The sequence below is a fragment of the Moritella sp. 5 genome, assembly GCF_018219455.1.
GTDB lineage: Bacteria > Pseudomonadota > Gammaproteobacteria > Enterobacterales > Moritellaceae > Moritella.
This window is the reverse complement of sequence record NZ_CP056122.1, coordinates 2,207,037-2,226,535: the sequence shown is the minus strand read 5'-3', so window position 1 is coordinate 2,226,535 and position 19,499 is coordinate 2,207,037. Positions and strand designations below refer to the sequence as shown.

The 19,499-nt window shown below is 39.0% G+C and carries 15 protein-coding genes; 6 read left to right on the top strand and 9 right to left on the bottom strand.

The window, feature by feature from the left end; genetic code table 11:
• Window positions 1-243: 243 nt before the first annotated feature.
• Window positions 244-2,157, top strand: a complete 1,914-nt coding sequence (locus HWV01_RS10035) for a methyl-accepting chemotaxis protein (RefSeq protein WP_211675801.1) — start codon at window positions 244-246, stop codon at window positions 2,155-2,157.
• A gap of 224 nt (window positions 2,158-2,381) precedes the next feature.
• The gene (locus HWV01_RS10030) at window positions 2,382-4,295 is read left to right on the top strand and encodes a methyl-accepting chemotaxis protein (RefSeq protein ID WP_211675234.1); all 1,914 of its coding nucleotides are present in this window, start codon (window positions 2,382-2,384) and stop codon (window positions 4,293-4,295) included.
• 115 nt (window positions 4,296-4,410) lie between these two features.
• Here HWV01_RS10030 and HWV01_RS10025 read toward each other — a convergent pair whose 3' ends face one another.
• The 4 genes from HWV01_RS10025 to HWV01_RS10010 all read right to left on the bottom strand — a co-directional run bounded on the left by HWV01_RS10025 (window position 4,411) and on the right by HWV01_RS10010 (window position 9,984).
• On the bottom strand, window positions 4,411-5,874 hold the full coding sequence (locus HWV01_RS10025; RefSeq protein ID WP_211675233.1) for a diaminobutyrate--2-oxoglutarate transaminase family protein: 1,464 nt from the start codon (window positions 5,872-5,874) through the stop codon (window positions 4,411-4,413).
• Window positions 5,875-5,927: 53 nt separating this feature from the next.
• A complete protein-coding gene (gene nspC / locus HWV01_RS10020; RefSeq protein ID WP_211675232.1) occupies window positions 5,928-7,100 on the bottom strand; it encodes a carboxynorspermidine decarboxylase in 1,173 nt (390 codons plus the stop codon).
• Complete coding sequence (locus HWV01_RS10015; RefSeq protein WP_211675231.1) at window positions 7,100-8,320, bottom strand: carboxynorspermidine synthase; 1,221 nt, start codon at window positions 8,318-8,320, stop codon at window positions 7,100-7,102. The genes nspC and HWV01_RS10015 overlap by 1 nt, the downstream gene beginning before the upstream one ends.
• Before the next feature lie 119 nt (window positions 8,321-8,439).
• The gene (locus HWV01_RS10010; RefSeq protein WP_211675230.1) at window positions 8,440-9,984 is read right to left on the bottom strand and encodes an aspartate aminotransferase family protein; all 1,545 of its coding nucleotides are present in this window, start codon (window positions 9,982-9,984) and stop codon (window positions 8,440-8,442) included.
• 521 nt (window positions 9,985-10,505) lie between these two features.
• On the opposite strand from HWV01_RS10010, the gene HWV01_RS10005 reads away from it, so the two are divergent.
• The gene (locus HWV01_RS10005; protein ID WP_211675229.1) at window positions 10,506-11,144 is read left to right on the top strand and encodes a M15 family metallopeptidase; all 639 of its coding nucleotides are present in this window, start codon (window positions 10,506-10,508) and stop codon (window positions 11,142-11,144) included.
• Between the two features lie 81 nt (window positions 11,145-11,225).
• Here the strand turns inward: HWV01_RS10005 and HWV01_RS10000 are convergent, their stop codons facing one another.
• Complete coding sequence (locus HWV01_RS10000) at window positions 11,226-11,684, bottom strand: nuclear transport factor 2 family protein (protein WP_211675228.1); 459 nt, start codon at window positions 11,682-11,684, stop codon at window positions 11,226-11,228.
• 401 nt (window positions 11,685-12,085) lie between these two features.
• Here HWV01_RS10000 and sph point away from each other — a divergent pair, with 401 nt between their 5' ends.
• On the top strand, window positions 12,086-13,549 hold the full coding sequence (gene sph / locus HWV01_RS09995) for a sphingomyelin phosphodiesterase (protein ID WP_211675227.1): 1,464 nt from the start codon (window positions 12,086-12,088) through the stop codon (window positions 13,547-13,549).
• A gap of 97 nt (window positions 13,550-13,646) precedes the next feature.
• Here the strand turns inward: sph and HWV01_RS09990 are convergent, their stop codons facing one another.
• The 4 genes from HWV01_RS09990 to HWV01_RS09975 all read right to left on the bottom strand — a co-directional run bounded on the left by HWV01_RS09990 (window position 13,647) and on the right by HWV01_RS09975 (window position 18,234).
• Entirely contained in the window at window positions 13,647-14,093 is a 447-nt protein-coding gene (locus tag HWV01_RS09990; protein WP_211675226.1) for a hypothetical protein, read from the bottom strand.
• A 13-nt stretch (window positions 14,094-14,106) separates the two neighbouring features.
• On the bottom strand, window positions 14,107-15,432 hold the full coding sequence (locus tag HWV01_RS09985) for an excinuclease ABC subunit B (RefSeq protein ID WP_211675225.1): 1,326 nt from the start codon (window positions 15,430-15,432) through the stop codon (window positions 14,107-14,109).
• Window positions 15,433-16,568: 1,136 nt separating this feature from the next.
• Window positions 16,569-17,693, bottom strand: a complete 1,125-nt coding sequence (locus HWV01_RS09980) for a DNA alkylation repair protein (protein ID WP_211675224.1) — start codon at window positions 17,691-17,693, stop codon at window positions 16,569-16,571.
• Window positions 17,694-17,820: 127 nt separating this feature from the next.
• Window positions 17,821-18,234, bottom strand: a complete 414-nt coding sequence (locus HWV01_RS09975; protein ID WP_211675223.1) for a RidA family protein — start codon at window positions 18,232-18,234, stop codon at window positions 17,821-17,823.
• A 301-nt stretch (window positions 18,235-18,535) separates the two neighbouring features.
• Between HWV01_RS09975 and HWV01_RS09970 the strand changes: the two genes are divergently transcribed.
• Both HWV01_RS09970 and HWV01_RS09965 read left to right on the top strand, forming a co-directional pair.
• A complete protein-coding gene (locus HWV01_RS09970) occupies window positions 18,536-18,841 on the top strand; it encodes a hypothetical protein (protein ID WP_211675222.1) in 306 nt (101 codons plus the stop codon).
• 155 nt (window positions 18,842-18,996) lie between these two features.
• Window positions 18,997-19,446: an SMI1/KNR4 family protein gene (locus tag HWV01_RS09965; protein WP_211675221.1), complete on the top strand. Its 450-nt coding sequence runs from the start codon at window positions 18,997-18,999 to the stop codon at window positions 19,444-19,446.
• Window positions 19,447-19,499: the final 53 nt, after the last annotated feature.

Below are 19,499 nucleotides of genomic sequence, written 5' to 3'. Positions count from 1 at the left end.
CATCATTTTGAAGGTCTACCGATTTAATAATGGCCATTTAAAAGTGATTATTGTTTGAAGCTCTTCTTACAATTGTAAGCCATCGTAAGTTTTCACTGAATTGTCGACACTAAGTATATACAACAAGTTATCTTGTATATATCATCCGCTGACTATCACACACCAATAAACATTTATACAAAGTGAATACGTATTTTTAATCATTAAAGTATGAATAACTATAATTTCAAAGGATTTTATTTCATGGGCTTTATGGCGAGTTTTAAAGGAAGAATCATCTCGGTTGTTATTTTATTATTGATAACCTCACTGACAATTGCGAGTTATATTTCCTATAAGCAATTATCAAATTCAATGGTAAACAATATTGATCAATACTCAAAATTAAAAGTCCAAAGTACTACTGATAAAATTACCGACTGGTTTGAAACCATTAAAGATGCATTAACTCAGACGGCACCAAGTTTTGCGATAACGAGAGACGATGAACAGACATTACGCATGGTGAAACAAGTTGCGAATTCCACTAAAGCTACTGATATAATTGTAGGTTATGAAGATGGGCGTACATTTAGCGCATTAGAGGGATTTATTCCATTATCTGTCTTGGATGCAAGAACAAGAGCTTGGTATAAAAGTGCACGCCAAAATCAAACGACAGTAATCACCGACATTTATAAGCATGCTATCTCTGGTGAATTGCTCATCAGTATTGCCGAACCTTTTTATGAAGATGGCCAATTTAAAGGTGTACTATTAGCTGATATTAACTTAAATATGCTTAAAGATATGATCAACAAATCAGCATTTTTGGGAGCCACTACCAGTCTATATGATATCAATACGATGACAATCGCATCGACAGATGAACGAGAAGTCATTGGTAACAAAATGCAATCTTATAGTAGTGCTTATACAAGGCTTCAAAGAGAGATTTTTGAAAATAATACAGGCTCATTTGAACTTGAAAACAATGGTATAAACCAAATTGTTTACTATACAAGCCTACAATTAGATGATAAATCAAGCTGGAAAATTATTGTTACCATTGATAAATCAGTGCTTTTCTTACCTGTTCAAAACAGCCTGAATAACTCAATCATAAGCAATGTATTACTTGTCATTCTTGCCTCGATTATTATATTTATCGCCCTTTCACGTTTATACCGACCTATCCTGGCTTTAAAAGCGACTGTTTATGACTTAGCACAAGGCGATGCAGACCTGACTCGACGCTTAGAGGTGAATAGCCGTGATGACCTCGGTCAAATTGCCGAATCAGTGAATGCGTTTGTCAGTAATTTACAACGTATGATGTTAGAAATATCAGAATCAACAGACCATATATCAATGGGTGTTGAGCAATTAAAAGCACAGACAGAGCGTAACAATTCAGTACTTATCGATCATGCAAGTGAAACAGATCAAGTGGTTGTTGCGGTAACAGAAATGAGCTCAACAGCAGATAGTGTTGCTCAAAGTGCCGCGCAATCTGCCACCTTCACTCAGCGAACAACTGACGATGCTCACAGCTCAAAAGCCGTTGTCGAAGGTGCTGTACATGGGGTGGCTGACTTAGTGAATGAAGTTGAAGCGATGGCGCTTAACATTCAAACAATGAATGAAGATACCCATAAGATCAGTTCAGTATTAAGTGTGATTGGCGAAATTGCAGACCAAACTAACCTACTTGCATTAAATGCTGCAATTGAAGCTGCGCGTGCAGGTGAGCAAGGTCGTGGCTTTGCCGTGGTTGCTGACGAAGTTCGTACACTTGCAGCAAGAACTCAACAAAGTACATCTGAAATTAACGAGATGCTTACACGCTTACGTAACGGGGCCGATATGGTTGTACGAGCGATGGACATCACTAAAGCAAGCTGTCAACAAACAGCCGCGACGACAGCAAGTGTCAATGATAACCTCGACTCAATGACTGACTCTGTCATGCAAATTAATGATCTTGGCATCCAAATAGCTACAGCGGCTGAAGAACAAAGTTCGGTGACCGAAGAAATTAACCGTAATATGACGATGATCCAAAGCATGGTTAATCAACTTACTGAAAATGGCGAAAAGACCATGGACAGCACACGTAATCTAGCAAGTTGTAATGAACAGCTATTAGCTATTGTTGGCCAATTTAAACTAGAATAGCCACAATATAAAATATTTAACTTTGTGGCGTTTATAGCCACAAAGTTAAATATTTAACAACAATCAAGAACTTCACGCCAAAACTAACGTTACATAAGCTTACAAAACCCTACCGAAACCTTCATATGAATGATAGGATGTTCAAAAAATTGCCATAATCTGAATATATATTGGCAAATCAGTCGAATAGCAAGATTTCTAATCATTAAAGGGTATTTGTTCACGTGGATTTTCTATCAAGTTTTAAAGGGCGAATAATATCTGTCATTATTCTGCTCTTAATAATAACCTTAACTATTTCTAACTTATTTTCTTATCGTCAGTTATCTTCTTCAATGTCGAGTAATATCAATAATTACTCTGTATTAAAAGTGGATACCACATCGGCAAAGATCAACACTTGGTTTCAAACTATTAAAGAAGGTTTAATTGCGACTGCACCCGATTTTTCGCAAGCACGTGATGACGAGCAACTACATTTAATGGTTCGACAAATCACCGCAGCGACAAAAGCCAGTGATATTGTAGTCGGTTTTGAAGATGGTCGTTCTTATGGCGCAGCAAGTGGTAAACGAGATTTAGCAAGCTACGATCCTCGTACACGTGACTGGTATATCCTAGCACAACAAAAGCGTACTACGATCGTTACCGCAATGTATAAAGATGCGCTAACTAAACAATTACTTATTAGTATTGCTTCACCGTTTTATAAAAATGGTCAACTTGAAGGTGTATTGCTTGCCGATATCGAGTTAGGTGTGCTAAATGAGATGGTTCGTGCATCAGCATTTGCCAACGCGGTAACAAGCTTACACGATAACCAAGGCACCACAATCGCATCAACAGAGCAGATCCGTAATCCAGGACAAAGCAGGCTAGCTGATGATAGCGGTTATTCGCAACTACAACAAGAAATGCTAAACAAAGATGAAGGCGTAATAAACTTCACTGTTAATGGTGCTGATAAAGTAAGCTACTTTGAAAGCATCAAGTTAGATGATTCGATAAGCTGGCATTTACTCATCACAGTAGACCAATCTGCTCACTATGCAGTAGTACAAAAGCTATTAAAAGACAGCACATTAAGTGCCCTCTTACTTATTCTTATAGCATCAGCAATCGTATATGCCGCTCTTAATCGATTATATCGCCCAATTCTTGCGTTAAAATCGACAGTTCAAGATCTTGCTCAAGGTAATGCAGATTTAACACAACGTTTAGCTGTAAATAGTAATGATGATTTAGGTCAAATAGCTGAAGCAGTAAATCGTTTCGTGATCAACTTACAAGATATGATGTTAGAAATATCACAATCAACAGATCATATTTCATCTGGTATTGAGCAATTAAGATCGCAAACGGAACACAACAACACAGTATTAATCGACCATGCAAGTGAAACAGATCAAGTTGTAGTTGCAGTAACAGAAATGAGTTCAACAGCGGATAGTGTTGCTCAAAATGCAGCCCAGTCAGCAACCTTCACTCAAAAATCGGCAGATGAAGCGCATCAATCAAAGGCTGTAGTAGAAGGTGCTGTACATGGTGTTGCAGACTTAGTTAATGAAGTTGAAGCGATGGCTCTGAACATTCAAACAATGAATGAAGATACCCATAAGATTAGTACTGTATTAAGCGTTATTGGTGAAATCGCCGACCAAACTAACTTACTGGCATTGAATGCTGCAATTGAAGCCGCACGTGCTGGTGAGCAAGGTCGTGGCTTTGCCGTTGTTGCAGATGAGGTCCGTACATTGGCAGCACGCACACAGCAAAGCACCTCTGAAATTAACGAAATGCTAACTCGTTTACGAAATGGTGCAGACATTGTTGTCCGAGCTATGGACATAACTAAAGCAAGTTGCCAACAAACAGCAACAACAACTGCTAGCGTAAATGATAATCTTGATTCAATGACGACATCAGTAATGCAGATTAACGATCTTGGTATTCAGATCGCAACAGCGGCTGAGGAGCAAAGCTCAGTAACGGAAGAAATTAACCGTAACATGACTATGATCCAAAGTATGGTTAATCAGCTTACCACGAACGGTGAGAAAACGATGGATAGTACACGTGATCTAGCAAGTTCAAATGAGCAGTTAGTCGCTATTGTGGGTCAGTTTAAACTAAGATAAGACGTTGTAAGTAACAAACTCAAAGTACGCGAACAAAAAAGGCCTTTGGCATTGTTTTATACAGTACTAAAGGCCTTTTTATTAAGTTGAAATGTTAGCTATAGCTATTTAACCATTAACCAACTGAGTTAACCGCATCCGTTAAGATAGCGACAACCACATCAATCTCCTCAGGCTGGATAATCAGTGGTGGTAACATCCGAATCGTTGAACCAAAGCGGCCGCCTAATTCGATAATCAAACCACGGCGTAATGCCGCTTGTTGAATGTCTTTCGCACGTCGACCATCTTGCGGTCGATTACCTAACGCATCTCGTTCACCATTAGGATCAACAATTTCGATACCTAACATCAAACCACGGCCACGAACGTCACCGATAACGTCACTTTCCATCGCTTCTAAGTCATGCTTTAACTTAGCGCCCATTGCACCCGCATGTAAATGCAGTTGGTCTTGCGCAAGGTGACGCATCACCACCAACCCCGAGGCCATAGCCAATTGATTACCACGGAATGTCCCCGCGTGTGCTCCTGGTTCCCATTTATCAAAGTCACTATGATAAATGACTGCCGCTAATGGTTGTCCACCACCTAGTGCTTTAGATACCACGATCACATCAGGTTCGATATCTGCATGTTCGAAGGCAAATACTTTACCCGTACGCCCCATACCCGCTTGAATTTCATCAATGATAAGGACAATACCGTGACGTTTAGTAATATCACGTAAACCTTTAAGCCATGTTGGATCTGCAGGTAATGAACCGGCTTCGCCCTGCACTGCTTCAACAATGATTGCAGCGGGTTTAGCAACACCCGATTCAGGATCGGTTAGCATCGTCTCTAGTTGATAAAGACTGGCTTTAATCCCTGTTTCACCTAATCCATAAGGACAGCGAGGAGCATACGGGAATGGCATAATTTGCACATCAGCCCCTGTCATACTCAATGCAGATTTAGGTCCTAAATTACCCATCATAGCTAACGCGCCATGCGTCATGCCATGATAAGCACCCGAAAATGCCAGTATAGAACGACGACCAGTGGCAATTTTAGCCAATTTTAATGCAGCTTCAACTGCATCTGAACCACAAGGGCTACACATTTGAATGCGTGCATGTTCAGCCATATTACCCGGTAGCAGATCCAATAATTGCGTCATAAACTGATCTTTAACAGGTGTCATCAGATCTAACGTTTGCATTGGTACTTCTGATTGCACAGCTTGTATCAAAGCTTCTGTCACATCGGGGTGACTATGACCCAGTGCTAACGTACCAGCAGCAGCTAAACAATCAATAAAAATCTGTTGTTCAGTATCTTCAACAAAGATACCTTGCCCGCGTTTTAACGCAAATGGCAAACGACGCGGATAACTGCGTGCATTTGATTCACGCTGTTCTTGGCGTTGTAAATAGCTATTAGTCGCTAGCACACGTGCAGACTGACTCAGAAACGAAGCAAGATTTAACACAGCGGGCGTTTGTGGACGCATCACTGACTCACCATTATTCATTTCTGTCACATAATTTAAAACTTCGCTCACGTCGTTTCCAACCTTCTCTGATCTTTTATTCATAATTGCCACCTTGTGAAAGGTATCAGTCATATTGTTACTTACATTCGGCAAGATTAATCTTGACCCAACGTGGCCTTGAAATCCTGATAATCAAATTGATTCAAGGTTTCTATTTTACCTTCAACACGCGTCCCATTAACGTCATCGCTAGCAATACGCTTGTAGTAGATACTTGGCATTTTAAGGCCATTAAACCAGTTCAGTTTCACCATGGTGTAACCCGCTGAATCCTTAATAGTTAAACGATCACCGACTTGCAATGGCTGTGGAAAATTGGCCTCACCAAATATATCCCCCGCCAGACATGAACAGCTGCCAATAATGTAAGGATGTTCGCCATCTTCTCTTGCTTCAGCAAAACTCGCAGGCTCATTATAGATTAGGGTATCTAAACGATGTGCTTCAGTTGCACTGTCTACAATCGCGGTTTTTTTATCATTTTCAACAACATCTAATACCGACACAACTAGATCTGTCGTATCAGTAATAACCGCTTCACCCGGTTCCAAATAAAGCTGTACTTGGTGCTTTTCAGCAAAGGCTTTAAGCGCTAATGCTAAGTCTGCCACAGGGTAACCCGGATAAGTGAAGAACAAGCCACCGCCTAAGCTAACCCAAGATACTTGATCTAAGTGCGCTGAAAACTGTTCTGAAATTGTGTTAAGAATAGTGCTGTAAGCAACAAAATCCTTGTTTTCACAATTCATGTGGAACATCAGACCATCAAGTTTAGACACTGTTTTCGCAGTTAACCCTGCTTGTTTAACACCTAAGCGAGAATATGCACGCGCTGGATCGGCAAGATCTTGGCCTGCATAGCTCACTTCAGGGTTTATACGTAGCCCAACGCTGCTCACTGCGTTTAACAAAGGTTGCATGCGTTCAAGTTGTGATACCGAATTAAAAATAATTTTATCGGCTATATCTCGCACAGCAATCACGTCATCTTCGCTGTAACCCACGCTATAAGCATGTGTTTCACCAGGAAATGTGTCGTGACCGAGCTGCACTTCATAAGGACCACTGCTGGTTGTACCGTCAAGGTATTTACTGATGGTGTTGAATGTTCCCCATGTAGAGAAACACTTCAATGCCAATACCAGTTTCACGCCAGAAAGATCTTTTAACTGCTTGCAGATCTCAAGATTACGCAACAGTTTGTCTTCGTGAATCATGAAATACGGTGTTTTCAGCGTACTTGTAATCGCTACTTCAGTCGCCGACATTACTCGCAATCCAACTCTTGAACTTCCCACGTTAGACCAATGCGTGGCATCAATTCTAAGAAGTCATCAGGGTTAAGCTGTTCTACGTTGAACAAACCAGCCTCGCTCCACTTACCTTGGAAGTAAAGCAATGCAGCAGTGATTGCTGGTACACCCGTTGTGTAAGAAATCGCTTGGTGCTCAACTTCTTTGTAGGCTTCTTCGTGATCACAAATATTGTAAACGAATACGCTACGCGGCTTGCCAGCTTTCGTTCCACGTACCCAAGTACCGATACAGGTTTTACCTGTGTAGCCTTCAGCAAGTGAAGTAGGATCCGGTAAGATCGCTTTTAATACTTTCAGTGGTTCAACCGTTATACCGTCCGTTGTTGTTACTGGTACTTGGCTTAATAAACCAATGTCACGCATTACATTGAAATAGTTTAAGTAATTGTCAGAGAAACCCATCCAGAACTCAATACGTTTAGCTGGAATGAATTCTGCTAATGAACGTACTTCATCGTGCGCCATTGAATACACTTTTTGTTGACCAACAACTGGGAAATCAAATTCCATTACACGGCTGTGGCAAGGCACTTGATGCCATTCTTTGTTTTCAAAGTAGAATGAATCACCTAAGATCTCTAACATGTTTGTTTCTGGATCGAAGTTAGTTGCAAAGCGTTGACCGTGATCACCCGCGTTTACATCCATAACGTCAATACTATCGATTTCGTCAAACAAGTGCTTATAAGCATACGTTGCAAATACGCTTACTACACCTGGATCAAAACCTGCACCAAGAATACCTGTGATACCGGCTTTTTCGAAGTCGTCACGGAATGCCCATTGTGGATCATAAGCCTCAGGTACTTGCTGACCTTCACTGCATAAATCCGTTGCAACAGATGTATCAAGGTAAGCCGTTTTAGTTGCTACACACGCAGCCATAATTGCCACGTTAACCCATGGAGGACCGGCATTGATTACAAGATCCGGATTCACTTCTTCAATCAGTGCAATTAGACAATCTTTGTTATCAACGTTGATTTCACGTGATACTAAGCTGCGAGTCTTGTCTTTTAAGTTGTCGCGATGATGAACACTTGTGATGATCTTGTCACATTTAGCGATTGTACGTGAAGCGATTGTGATATCACCAAACACGTCATTGTTTTGAGCACATTTATGCGCAATAACCCAACCAACACCACCAGCACCAATTTGTAATACAGACATATCTATTCCTTAAACTTATTCTTTATTGTTATTTTATAAATGGCTGATCTATTCGAAACAGATCAACCACTGTTATATTTATTGATATAAACGCTAAGCTAGCGTTATTTGATATAGCTCTAATTGATATAACTTTGAAGTTCAGCAAAATCAGCGATCTTGCTAAACAAGCTTTCAAAATCACTTAACTGTAAACACGGATTCAAAATCGTCAGTTTTAAGCAGGTATAACCATTAATTTTGGTTTCGCCCAATACTGCTTGGCCTGCTGTTAACAGATCTAAACGTAAACGCTGATTGATCATGCTGATTTCTTCTTCATGCTCAATGCTTACATCACTGTTTGTAGATAAATGGTTATATCTAAATAACACGGTGCTTAATTGCGGTTGCGCCAACAGTTCAAACTTGTCTGTCGCTGTCACTAACCCGCCTACATCTTGCGTTAAGCTGATTAGGTGATCGTACATCGCACCAAATTTATCAGTCCCTAACGCTTGCATAGACATCAACAGTTTCAACGCATCAAAACGTTTTGTTGTCGCAATTGATTTATCCACCAAGTTTGGTAGTTCGTCAGTTTCACGATTAAGATAGTCCGCATGATGTAACAAGTATTTGAAATTGTGGTTATCACGAATCAGTAATGCGCCGCAGCTAATCGGTTGGAAGAACAACTTGTGAAAATCGGTGCTAATCGAATCCGCTAGCTCAATACCAGCCAGACGATCTTTGTGTGAGCTTAGGATTAATGCGCCACCATAAGCACCATCAACGTGGAACCACATATTATGCTGTTCGCTGATAGCCGCAATCGCTTGCAGATCATCAATTGCACCAAGGTCTGTCGTACCTGCCGTACCAACTACACAGAATGGGATCAAGTCTTGCGACTCTAGATCGGCAATCGTTGCAGTTAGCGCGTTCATATCTAAACAACCAAACTCGTCAGTCGCCACAGTAACCACGGCACGTTCACCCAGTCCCATTAAGGATGCTGATTTTTGCACGGTAAAATGACTTGTTTGTGAACACAGGATGCGCAACTTTTTCGCGTAACTTGGTAAACCATCTTTCTGCACGCTTTCACCTGAGATTTGTTCTACGGCACGGTCACGTGCCAATAACAGACCCATTAAGTTACTTTGCGTGCCACCACTGGTAAACACACCATCAGCGCCATTGCTTGTTGCTGAATGCTCAAGGTTATAACCGAATAACTCACACAACCAATCTGTCATTTTTTGTTCTACATAGGTAGCAGAAGACGCTTGGTCCCATGAATCCATTGATTGATTTAATGCCGATATAATCGTTTCGGCAGCAAGCGCCGGGATTAACGGTGGCGTGTGTAAATGCGCAATACAATGCGGATGTTGCACGATAATTGAGTTTTTACCAATTAGGTTAACATTGTTAGAAATGATTTCAGCCAAGGGGGCAATCGGCGATTTACCAATTGGCATCGCCATGATTTTTGCATTTAACTGCGCAGGTTCAAGCCCTGAATACGGTGCGTCAACAGCAGTAAACATCGCTGATAATTCGCGTGCAGAATGCTCGATAGCGTTAAGATAATGCGGTTGTGCTTTAGGATCAAGATGTACGAATACATCAGACCAATCACTGTTGTGATTTGAGTTTTGGTTTGAGTTTTTCATCATTCTTCAAATTTTAAATAAAAAAATGCATATTCGAATGTTTAATCGCCTAAAAACGTTTTAATCACGCTAAAGACAAGAGTTTAAACAAGCGAACAGATAGCTGCGTTGAGCAACAGATAGAAAATGCTAAATTTTAGGCAAAGCGGTAAAGCGCTCGCGCTAATCAGAGATCAGAAGTACGGTAGGGAAATACGAAATGTGTGATTAATGATTTGTATCACTGTATTTTAAAGTCCATATAAAAACAAAATAATCGAGGAGCTCGATTTAATGGCGACAATGTAATTTAAATGTAATTTAGATGCAAGTGTTTTATGTCACGATTATTATAAATTAATCTGTAAATACAAGATCATTTGGTGATAACAACCAGTTTGGTAACAAATAATATACATATTTAGAAGGCTTAACACTACTGTTTATTTAAGATAATATAGCCCGTATATTGATGTGCGTAGCATTAAATAAGATTACTCGCTACCAAATTTGGCGTTATACGCTCGTATCTAGGAATAAAATTGATGACGAATATTGTTTTTGAACAAATACCAATACAAGAAAACGGTGAACCCCTGCTCTGTCTTGCTGAACTCGGCTTCATCCTTGAACCAGCCTATTTCAATATGGGCCTTTCAGATGACCCAAATCTCTATGCTAGAGAGAGCGTTGTAAACAAATTGATACAGATTAGTAACCGCCTAGGAGAATACCGTTTCAAAATTTGGGATCCTTGGAGATCAAGAGAAGTCCAAAATAATATTTATAAAAAATATTGGTCAGAGCTCAGCACAGAACACCCCGAATGGGATGAGGATCAACTGAAGGAGGAAGTTGGAAAGTTTGTCACTGTTCCAGATAATCCTGAACGCGTTCCACCTCATGCGACTGGTGGATCTGTTGATCTGACATTAGTTGACTTAGATGGAAACGAACTTGATATGGGGACTTGCTTCGATCACTTCGGAGCAGAAGCTGCAACGCTTTACTACGAAGAAGATGGAAGAGATATAGCGATAAGAGATAATCGCCGACTGTTGCGCCAGGCTATGGAAAGTGCAGGCTTTCGATCTGACGAAGATGAGTGGTGGCATTTCGATTACGGAAATCAGCTCTGGGCAGCTCAGTTTGGTTATAGCTTTGCTATTTATGGTGAAAAATAAGCTTTCGTTTTCCACACCCCATTCCGATTAATATGGGGTGTAGAACGAAGGTAACAACATGACGCAATATGACGCTATCGTTTACGGCGCAGCTGAACTCTGACTTTCTAAAGGTGAGATATCTATGTATATATTAACAGCTCTCACCTTGTTATCACTGTCATAGATAAACGTATCGACAAATGGGATAGACACTTGTCTATTATCTTTTGTGGTATAAGTCACTACCCCCTCTGCAGCTACATTACATTCATCTATCCAGATACGCTGCAACTTGTGACTCATGCCTTTAACAGAGCTAAAGAAATCTTTTTGTGCTTTACGAATAGCCTCTCGCCCCTTAGAAGCAGGCCAATTAGCAAATTTAAACGTTGAATCATCAGTTATAACGGCTTGATACGTCTCAAGGTCTATACGTGCAGCATCAATCGCGGTAAAGGTGTCATACACAGTACTTTTAATAATGTTGCATTGATTCGCTGCTACGGCCGGAAAATTCAAAGCCGATACCAAGCAAATAATACCGATTTTTTTTATCATGATGTTCTCCTGAACCCTTCGCACTCTCGTGTTTAATTATTTTAATGAGTCTAGTTTAAGTGCAGGATTAGGGCAAATAGTAATGTTAGATAGCGTATTGAGCAGAGATTTTTTATCTCAAACATCATAAAAGATATAAATACATCTTTGATTAAAATTTCATACCCGGTTAATTCTCAAATATGACAATAAGATAAAATAACTAAATATGCCCTTTATGCTCAGTTATTTTCACGCATATCCATTCTCATAAAGTCTTCATAAATAGATTAAATCAGAACCACTTAACACTATAATTATTATAATAAATATTTGATGTTTTTATATGAATACCCGTATGTAAGTTATAAGTGCCGTATGACACTATTGAAATACAATAAAATAATAAACGATGGACTCAAGTGAATATTAAACATCTAATTTTAGCTGCACCTATACTAACAAGCTCGATGATTAACGCCGAGGAATACACGGCTCCACCTAAAATAATGAGTTATAACGTGTATATGCTCTCAAGCACACTATTTCATACCAGCCAAACGAAAAGAGCGGAACTTCTTACACAATCCAACATTTTTGACATCACAGATATTGTTTCTTTTAACGAAGCATTTGATAATGAAAGTAGTCAAATTATCTCTGATGGATTAAAAGAACGCTTCCCTTATTACACCCCTGTTCTAGGTCGACAAATAAATGGTTGGGACAACACAGACGGAAGTTGGAGTCCGTCAACCCCCGAAGATGGCGGTGTATTTATGATGAGCCGTTATCCGATAATGTACAAAGCACAGCATATATTTTCCAATGCTTGTGGCGCAGACGGTCTATCTCAAAAAGGTTTTGTTTACATCAAAATTAAGAAAGATAATAAGTTATTCCATATTATCGCCACACACGTACAGGCAGATGATCCCGGTTGCTCAAATCCAGCCTCTATACGAGCTCAACAATTCGAAGAAATTACCCAGTATATCGCCCAACAAAACATCCCGAATAATGAAATGGTCATCATTGCAGGCGATTTGAATGTAGCCAAAAATTCAACTGAATTTAATTCAATGTTATTAGCTTTAAACAGCTCTGAACCCGACAGTTTTGCTGGTGCTGACTATTCATGGGATCCAACTGTGAATGCGTTAGCATACGACAGTTATCCCAACCTAAAAGGTCAATTACTCGACTATATCTTGGTTGAAAAGAATCACCAACAACCTCAATTTTGGCACAACCAAATACTCGATGTGATATCACCGAAAGTAGAAATATCAGGTACACTTGACAAATATTATGCTTATGAATACTCAGATCATTTCCCTGTAACCGCTTTTGAATATGCTGATAACACGACACTAGCCCAAAGCTTTAGACCAAGCAACACACCGTACAACAATATCAAAATTGAACACGTAGATACGGGTAGTTACGTTAAAGCTGATACTGAGCAGTGGATCACAACCACCGATATGAATAATCCGTTATCGATAGAATTTAAACTTGATACTTGGATACCTAAAAATGCATTTTGCGTACATGATGATGATTACATCCAACTATCACTCACAGGTAACTATTCGAATTACTTTTGGAATTGGAATTTGTCGGGTTATTACTACGCACGAGAAAATAATGCCGCTGATTACTTAAAAATACGACGTAAAAGCCCGCAAAGCGGCTGTATCAAAGATGGTGATGAAATCTATATGTATGATCATTCAGAATTAGGACCTGATGAGTACCTGCTACCCGATGGACACGGATGGATGATTTCAGCAACAATGCCATTTAAAAACGATGGCCTATTTGTAATAGAAATGCCTGAAGCTACCTACACAGATTGGTCGCATGAACTGTATTACCGTTAGTCAATAAACAAAAGGTGACGGTGACGTTTATAATGTGAAGGCGTTGAATAAAAAAACCACTGCTAAGCAGTGGTTAGAAGTACAGTTAAATTATAACTTAGTTAATATGTTTTGAGATCACACTAGATAACACAGTAGCAACTTTCATATCAGCTGTATCTTTACCAACATTATAAGTATTAATTTCTCTTGTTTTTAAATCATGAATATTACTAATTGCAATAACATCACGTTGAACACCAAAACCAAAAAGGTCAATCATTAATGTTTTATTGTTTGATTTATCACCAATGATAACAATAGCGTTATACGCAGATAACATCTTTTTAGTCAGTTGATCAACCTTAGTAATATTACTATCAATAAATAAGATGTCGGCATTAACAACACTCCGGCTTCCGGGCTTACCTTGCTCAAGCTGTAATTGTTGCATAGCAAGAAAAACACCATTATTTTGAGCGCTAACAGAATCTAAACTTGATGCATTCACGCCAGATGTAAGTAGTAGCATGCCTACAGCAATAGTATTTTTAAATAAATTCATCTCGATCTCCCTATTATAATAATGTTTCTTTTTTAAGACGGAATGTTTGACCTTTTTGGTCAGTTGTACATTCTGTAGCAACCACAACACCGTAATCAGCATCCGCTATTTTTGTATCTTCGTCTGCAATATCCCAATTAGAGCCATACATATTTAAATGTGTACGAGCAATTTTAAGTGAATTACCAAAAATAAGGTTTTGCGACGTACAAGAACTAGAATCCTCTGTGTAATTCTCTTGCCATGCTTCATAACTTGTTAAAGGATAGCTACGATAAAGGTCTTCACCCCAAATTTCTGCCGCATTGACAACACGATTCCAGCCATCATTACTAGCCTGATAATCTTCAGCAGCTGCCCCTAGTGCAAGAGTATTGATTTTTTGCGTAACAGCAGTACCAATGTCATTACCTTGACCTACAGATTTCAGCGTCAATACATTATGTGTTTGAGATGAGGATGTCGTTTGATCGAATCCAAAACCAACGCCTAAACCAGCAGAAGGTCCATCTGATTTACTCGCCTGAAAATCACCAGTAATATTAAAGCTGAAAGAGGTACTATTAGCAATATCAACCGTATTTCCAGCCGCATTGGTTGATGATGGAAATGTTTCAGTACCAATTAACTGGTTCCCAAACCCCTTCCCTTGAGGAATACAGCTTGCATTTATAGCACCATCACCGCATGTGTCAGCTAAATATTTCCAAGTTAAACGCTCAATTTCCGAGTCGTCATTAGTCTCTTGCATAGCTTTAAATTCCGCCGAGGCATATGCAGATTCACCAGCAATATAATTAAACTGAGAATTACCATGGAAAACTTGCCCAATATATCCTTCCCGGTACCAAAAGAATGGAAGAACATTTTCGTCATACCAACTTATTTCACCACCGTAATTAACAGTCTGTTTTGATACATCGACAGAACCATCAACAATAACGACATAGTCTGTTTTATTCGATTGCGAAAACATTAATAAGTCGATGGTACGTGCAACATCAAGTTGCTCCGTAACAGGGTAACTATTGCTGCCATCTTGGTAAGCGCCATTAACAGTAGTCAAATAGTATGTATCTTCAATTTGACCATCAGTAAACCGTACGGCTTGGCATAGGTTGCTAATATGTCCAGCACCTTCAGTCTGACTAAGTACACTATTAATATACTTGACTTTCTGATTGAAAACATCGCATGCAGTTCTTGGGTCTTTATATGCTTGAAATTGATCAGCACCGTGGAAATAAGCATCATCAATACCATCAATTGGACTTGCATTAGCTAAACCAGATGCAACGAATAGAGCTGCATAGCTCATTTTAAAATATTTTTTATTCATGAAATTCCTTTCCTTGTATATCACTATAAAAAGATCGTAATTAAACACAGTCAGTTAATGTTAAGTACTTGTCTACCTAGCGTTAATAGCTGACATTTAACACTCATGAAAGTTAACATTTAAGATCTAAATAAGCATAAAAACACCATCAAACTTATGTGAATAAAAAATCAAATTAATATAAACGCATTATCAAATAGAACACACATTATCAACCGTGCTAAAAAACCAACAAAACAATGTTTTGATACTATCAACGTGACTTGGTGATACTAATGTGCTGACTCGCAATCCGAAATTATCTATCGTTAATCTGTAAAGACCTGCCATTTTATTTACCAACCAAGTGTTAATTGACTGTATCGCACTGAAAATTTCGACGAAATAGATTTAATAGATGGATTATTTCAATATAGGGGGAATGGATTAAAACTAAGTTAATAATAACGACGAAGTAAACTGCCGATCATCTATCCTCTAAATATAGAGGACATTCGATACGCGCTAATTTTTAAATCCTGGTACTTTAAAATAATTCTCAAGATCAAAAGGTGTTGTTGTCGCTACCATCTTAAACGGTTGAAGCTCTTCCGCAGGGTAGAACATTTGATCGAGTGCCGGTATGTGCAGTGATAGGTTCCTTGATAAAGCGTTGATTTACTCTAACTAAAGTATTGTGCATCGGTCCATCAGACCGCCATTTAATCGCTCTGTTTACCACAAAGTAAAAGTGATTACCCTGCCCTAATCAAATCAAATCAAAGGCAGTTTTTATAATTCACGTAAGTACAGATATATATCTGTCTGCAGTAAGTTATTTTTCTTCGCGATTACTTTTAAATCAAAGTCACTTATCAATAACATAAAAATGACATTAATCCGTTATTTGCCACCAGCGCAAATTCTATTTCAATAGGCAATACAGTGGGTTCTGACGTATTCATTAGTTCAGCAAGGTGAACTGTTAGTTGGCAGTTGAGGTAAAGGCATGAACAGCGACTTTTCGACCGCCGAACTTAGTAGATATAGGCGCAAACAAACAATATCTATTCGCCCCTATGATGATGGATAATGAAGTTAGCGCATGGAAATTCAGTGACTTTTAGTCATGAGCATCCACTCGCTTATTAAAACGATCAACTTGTTAATTCAAAGCTATACAACGCCTCTTTTTCAGTACTGATCTTGCTTTCTTGGCCATTAATAATAATGGCCAGTTTATGCATGCCTAAATGAAACACACGGGTACTGATCACTTTAAAGCTTTGATGACGCGTTATCTGTTCTTCTGTATTCCCAGCAATAACGCGTTCAGTGATTTTAAATACTTTTCGCGCCAATGTTCCATTCTTTTTAAGATAATACAGCCCGTATTCCAAACGTAATTTTTGTGGTGAACCACTCGTGTTATTAATCGTGAAGTTAAACGTCAGCTTGCCCCCTACTTTTACAACAGGTGTCGTGATCGACATTTCAGTAAGCGTAATTAGGTCTTGTTGAAAGCCAAACAGTGCCATTATCTCTGGCTGAGCTTGCTTGAGTAAAGTACGACACGCATGTTTGACGAGTTTATCTGTCAGTGCGTTGTCTCCTAACCAAAGCGTTGTTACATGCACTACTACATCGCTGTTATCTTTAGCAATGTCATTGAGATTATTCGCTACACTGCGCCTCACAACTTCACAGTTATCGAATTTCAATGCTGTTAAAATGGGTAACAAAGGCGTCGGATCTTTTTTAAATGCTGGCAATGCCATCGCCCAAGGTAATCTAGGTCGTGAACCTTCGCTGGCTAAGCGGCGTACATGGCGACTCTCGTGTGTAGTCCACGCCAGCAGCTGCACTAACATTTTAGCAGGATAACGTATAATGAAAGGTCTAACAGCAAATTCACAGCTGGTGTATTGGGTTACATATTCAAAGCAATCGACAGCACTGTCGTAATAGTCCAATCCATATGTCTCGATATAATCAGGCAAACACATATATTCAATACTGCGTTCTTTAATCCCCTGTCCACGCAGTTCATCAATAATGCGTTTGAGAGTTACAACAGCAGAGCTAAAATCTTCAGGCATAAAATGATGTAAGACTTCCGCCGTATGATGCATACGTTGCTTTAGTTCATAATCAGCAAAGCGTTCATTAAAGATCATTTGGTTAAATTTAATGGAATCAAAGTCAGGTAATACCTTAGTTAACACCTCCGAAAATTGCTCATAAAATGCAGGGCAATAAACGTCCTTAAATAACTCAGCCATAAGTAAATTCTCATCCTAATGGTAATCAATGCGGCGATTGATAAAACTGTATGGATAAAACTATATAGCAAGACTGGATTAATTTAAATGATTTGGGCTAGTGTGATAACTAAAATCTCCAACTGCATTACCTTGCTAGCATCATTTCATATTCAACCATCATATCGGCCATACCTAAGCGTTGAACATAACGTAATGTACCAGTGGCAGGTTTAACCTCTACATCAACCAGAAACTCTTCCCATACTGCCGCTATTTCACCAAATTGCTCTCCGCTGACTTCATTAACGAATGTCCAATCAGTGCGTACGATATCATCGATGCTGAATCCTGCCTCTTCTAGAAAGTCCTTCATCTGAGCAAGAATAAGACGTGTCTGTGCAACTGGATCACCTGGATGTTGAGTTATAAATTGCGGGTTACAATCGGCATGACCCGTGACAAAAAATATCTCCTTGAAGTCACTCAATTTCAACCCCCAACTGAAAGCATTACGCATGTCAGGTAAATCTTTGTTATGAAATCCTTGTTTATTCGCCATGGTATTTTCCCTTATGTTTTATCCGTTTAGTCCTTGCAGACCCGATAACGCTACTTTGCCAAAACTAATACATATAGTCTAATTGATGATTTATATAGTATTCATTGATAATATGAATGTGATTGAGAAATACGCCTATCATCCCATATAAAATAATCTATGTTTGGCCTACTGTTCGAGTTAATACCGCAGCGGCGTTTACTGCAAAAATGATGTTATTCTGTATACGAGACATGCAATAAGTATAAATATGGCATTTTAAAATATATCTTGATGATAGAAGAAGATAACGGAGCAACAATTGATCACGAGTGAATATGTAGCAAAAAAACCAGATGATACCTTATTAACCTTGAAAGTTTGTATTGGTATACCAGAACCTGATGGTGCAGATTACCGCTGTAAGGTTGAAATTACAGCGCTGTCATTTTGTGAATACGTTTATGGCATTGATGCTCTGCAGTCGCTCTGCTTGGTTGTTCAATGCTTAAAATACGTTTTTGAGCCATTAGTCCGAAAGGGATGGACGTTTTATTTACCTCAAGACTTAGAGTATGAATTAGACATATTATCAGTCTACTTTCCAACGCAATCTACAGCGAGCTAATCGCTACTTAGCAATACTTTCTGACAAATAATAAATACATCAATAATAAATTGAATCATCTGCTCATCATGTGTATCTTGTTTTCATTATAAAATTAAGACGAATTTAATCGTAATCACGGTAATAGTCCGTTAGCGATTTTGGAGTACTTTGAAATGAATAGCATTGATACATTTGTAAAAAACTGGGGCAGTAAAAACGCCATGGTACCAATCAATACTCAGGATATTACAGAGCTTGAATCAAAGTTGAAGGGAATTTTACCGGACTCATATAAATATTTAATCTCTACCTATGGCTTGGTTCACACGCCAAATGTATTAACTAAAATTTGTGATTTGAATTCCGATATTTCTGAAGTACAAGATTTTTTAAGCCTGGAAGATGTCGCTTCGCTATCACAGCTATATGAAATGAGCGGCATGCCAAAGGGGCATATTTTGTTTGCGTCAGATTGTAAGGGCAACATGTTTTGTTTCAAACTTAGCGATTGTGCAAGTCAACAAACAGATGTGCCGGTATGGTTTTTTAACTATGGTGCTTGCAGTGTTACGCAAGTATCTAATTCTTTCACCGAATGGCTCGATGAGTTCAACGAGCTTTAAGATCTCCTACAATAAAGTGAGTAATATCTATCAATATTGATAGATATTACCTC

Bases quoted from the DNA above. Each gene is read 5' to 3' on its own strand.
- nspC (WP_211675232.1), bottom strand. From the start codon at position 7,100: ATGTCGGCGACTGAAGTAGCGATTACAAGTACGCTGAAAACACCGTAT.
- HWV01_RS10010 (WP_211675230.1), bottom strand. From the start codon at position 9,984: ATGATGAAAAACTCAAACCAAAACTCAAATCACAACAGTGATTGGTCT.
- HWV01_RS09985 (WP_211675225.1), bottom strand. From the start codon at position 15,432: ATGAATAAAAAATATTTTAAAATGAGCTATGCAGCTCTATTCGTTGCA.
- HWV01_RS10035 (WP_211675801.1), top strand. From the start codon at position 244: ATGGGCTTTATGGCGAGTTTTAAAGGAAGAATCATCTCGGTTGTTATT.
- HWV01_RS09975 (WP_211675223.1), bottom strand. From the start codon at position 18,234: ATGGCGAATAAACAAGGATTTCATAACAAAGATTTACCTGACATGCGT.
- HWV01_RS10000 (WP_211675228.1), bottom strand. From the start codon at position 11,684: ATGATAAAAAAAATCGGTATTATTTGCTTGGTATCGGCTTTGAATTTT.
- HWV01_RS10025 (WP_211675233.1), bottom strand. From the start codon at position 5,874: ATGAATAAAAGATCAGAGAAGGTTGGAAACGACGTGAGCGAAGTTTTA.
- HWV01_RS09990 (WP_211675226.1), bottom strand. From the start codon at position 14,093: ATGAATTTATTTAAAAATACTATTGCTGTAGGCATGCTACTACTTACA.
- HWV01_RS09980 (WP_211675224.1), bottom strand. From the start codon at position 17,693: ATGGCTGAGTTATTTAAGGACGTTTATTGCCCTGCATTTTATGAGCAA.
- HWV01_RS09965 (WP_211675221.1), top strand. From the start codon at position 18,997: ATGAATAGCATTGATACATTTGTAAAAAACTGGGGCAGTAAAAACGCC.
- HWV01_RS10005 (WP_211675229.1), top strand. From the start codon at position 10,506: ATGACGAATATTGTTTTTGAACAAATACCAATACAAGAAAACGGTGAA.
- HWV01_RS10015 (WP_211675231.1), bottom strand. From the start codon at position 8,320: ATGTCTGTATTACAAATTGGTGCTGGTGGTGTTGGTTGGGTTATTGCG.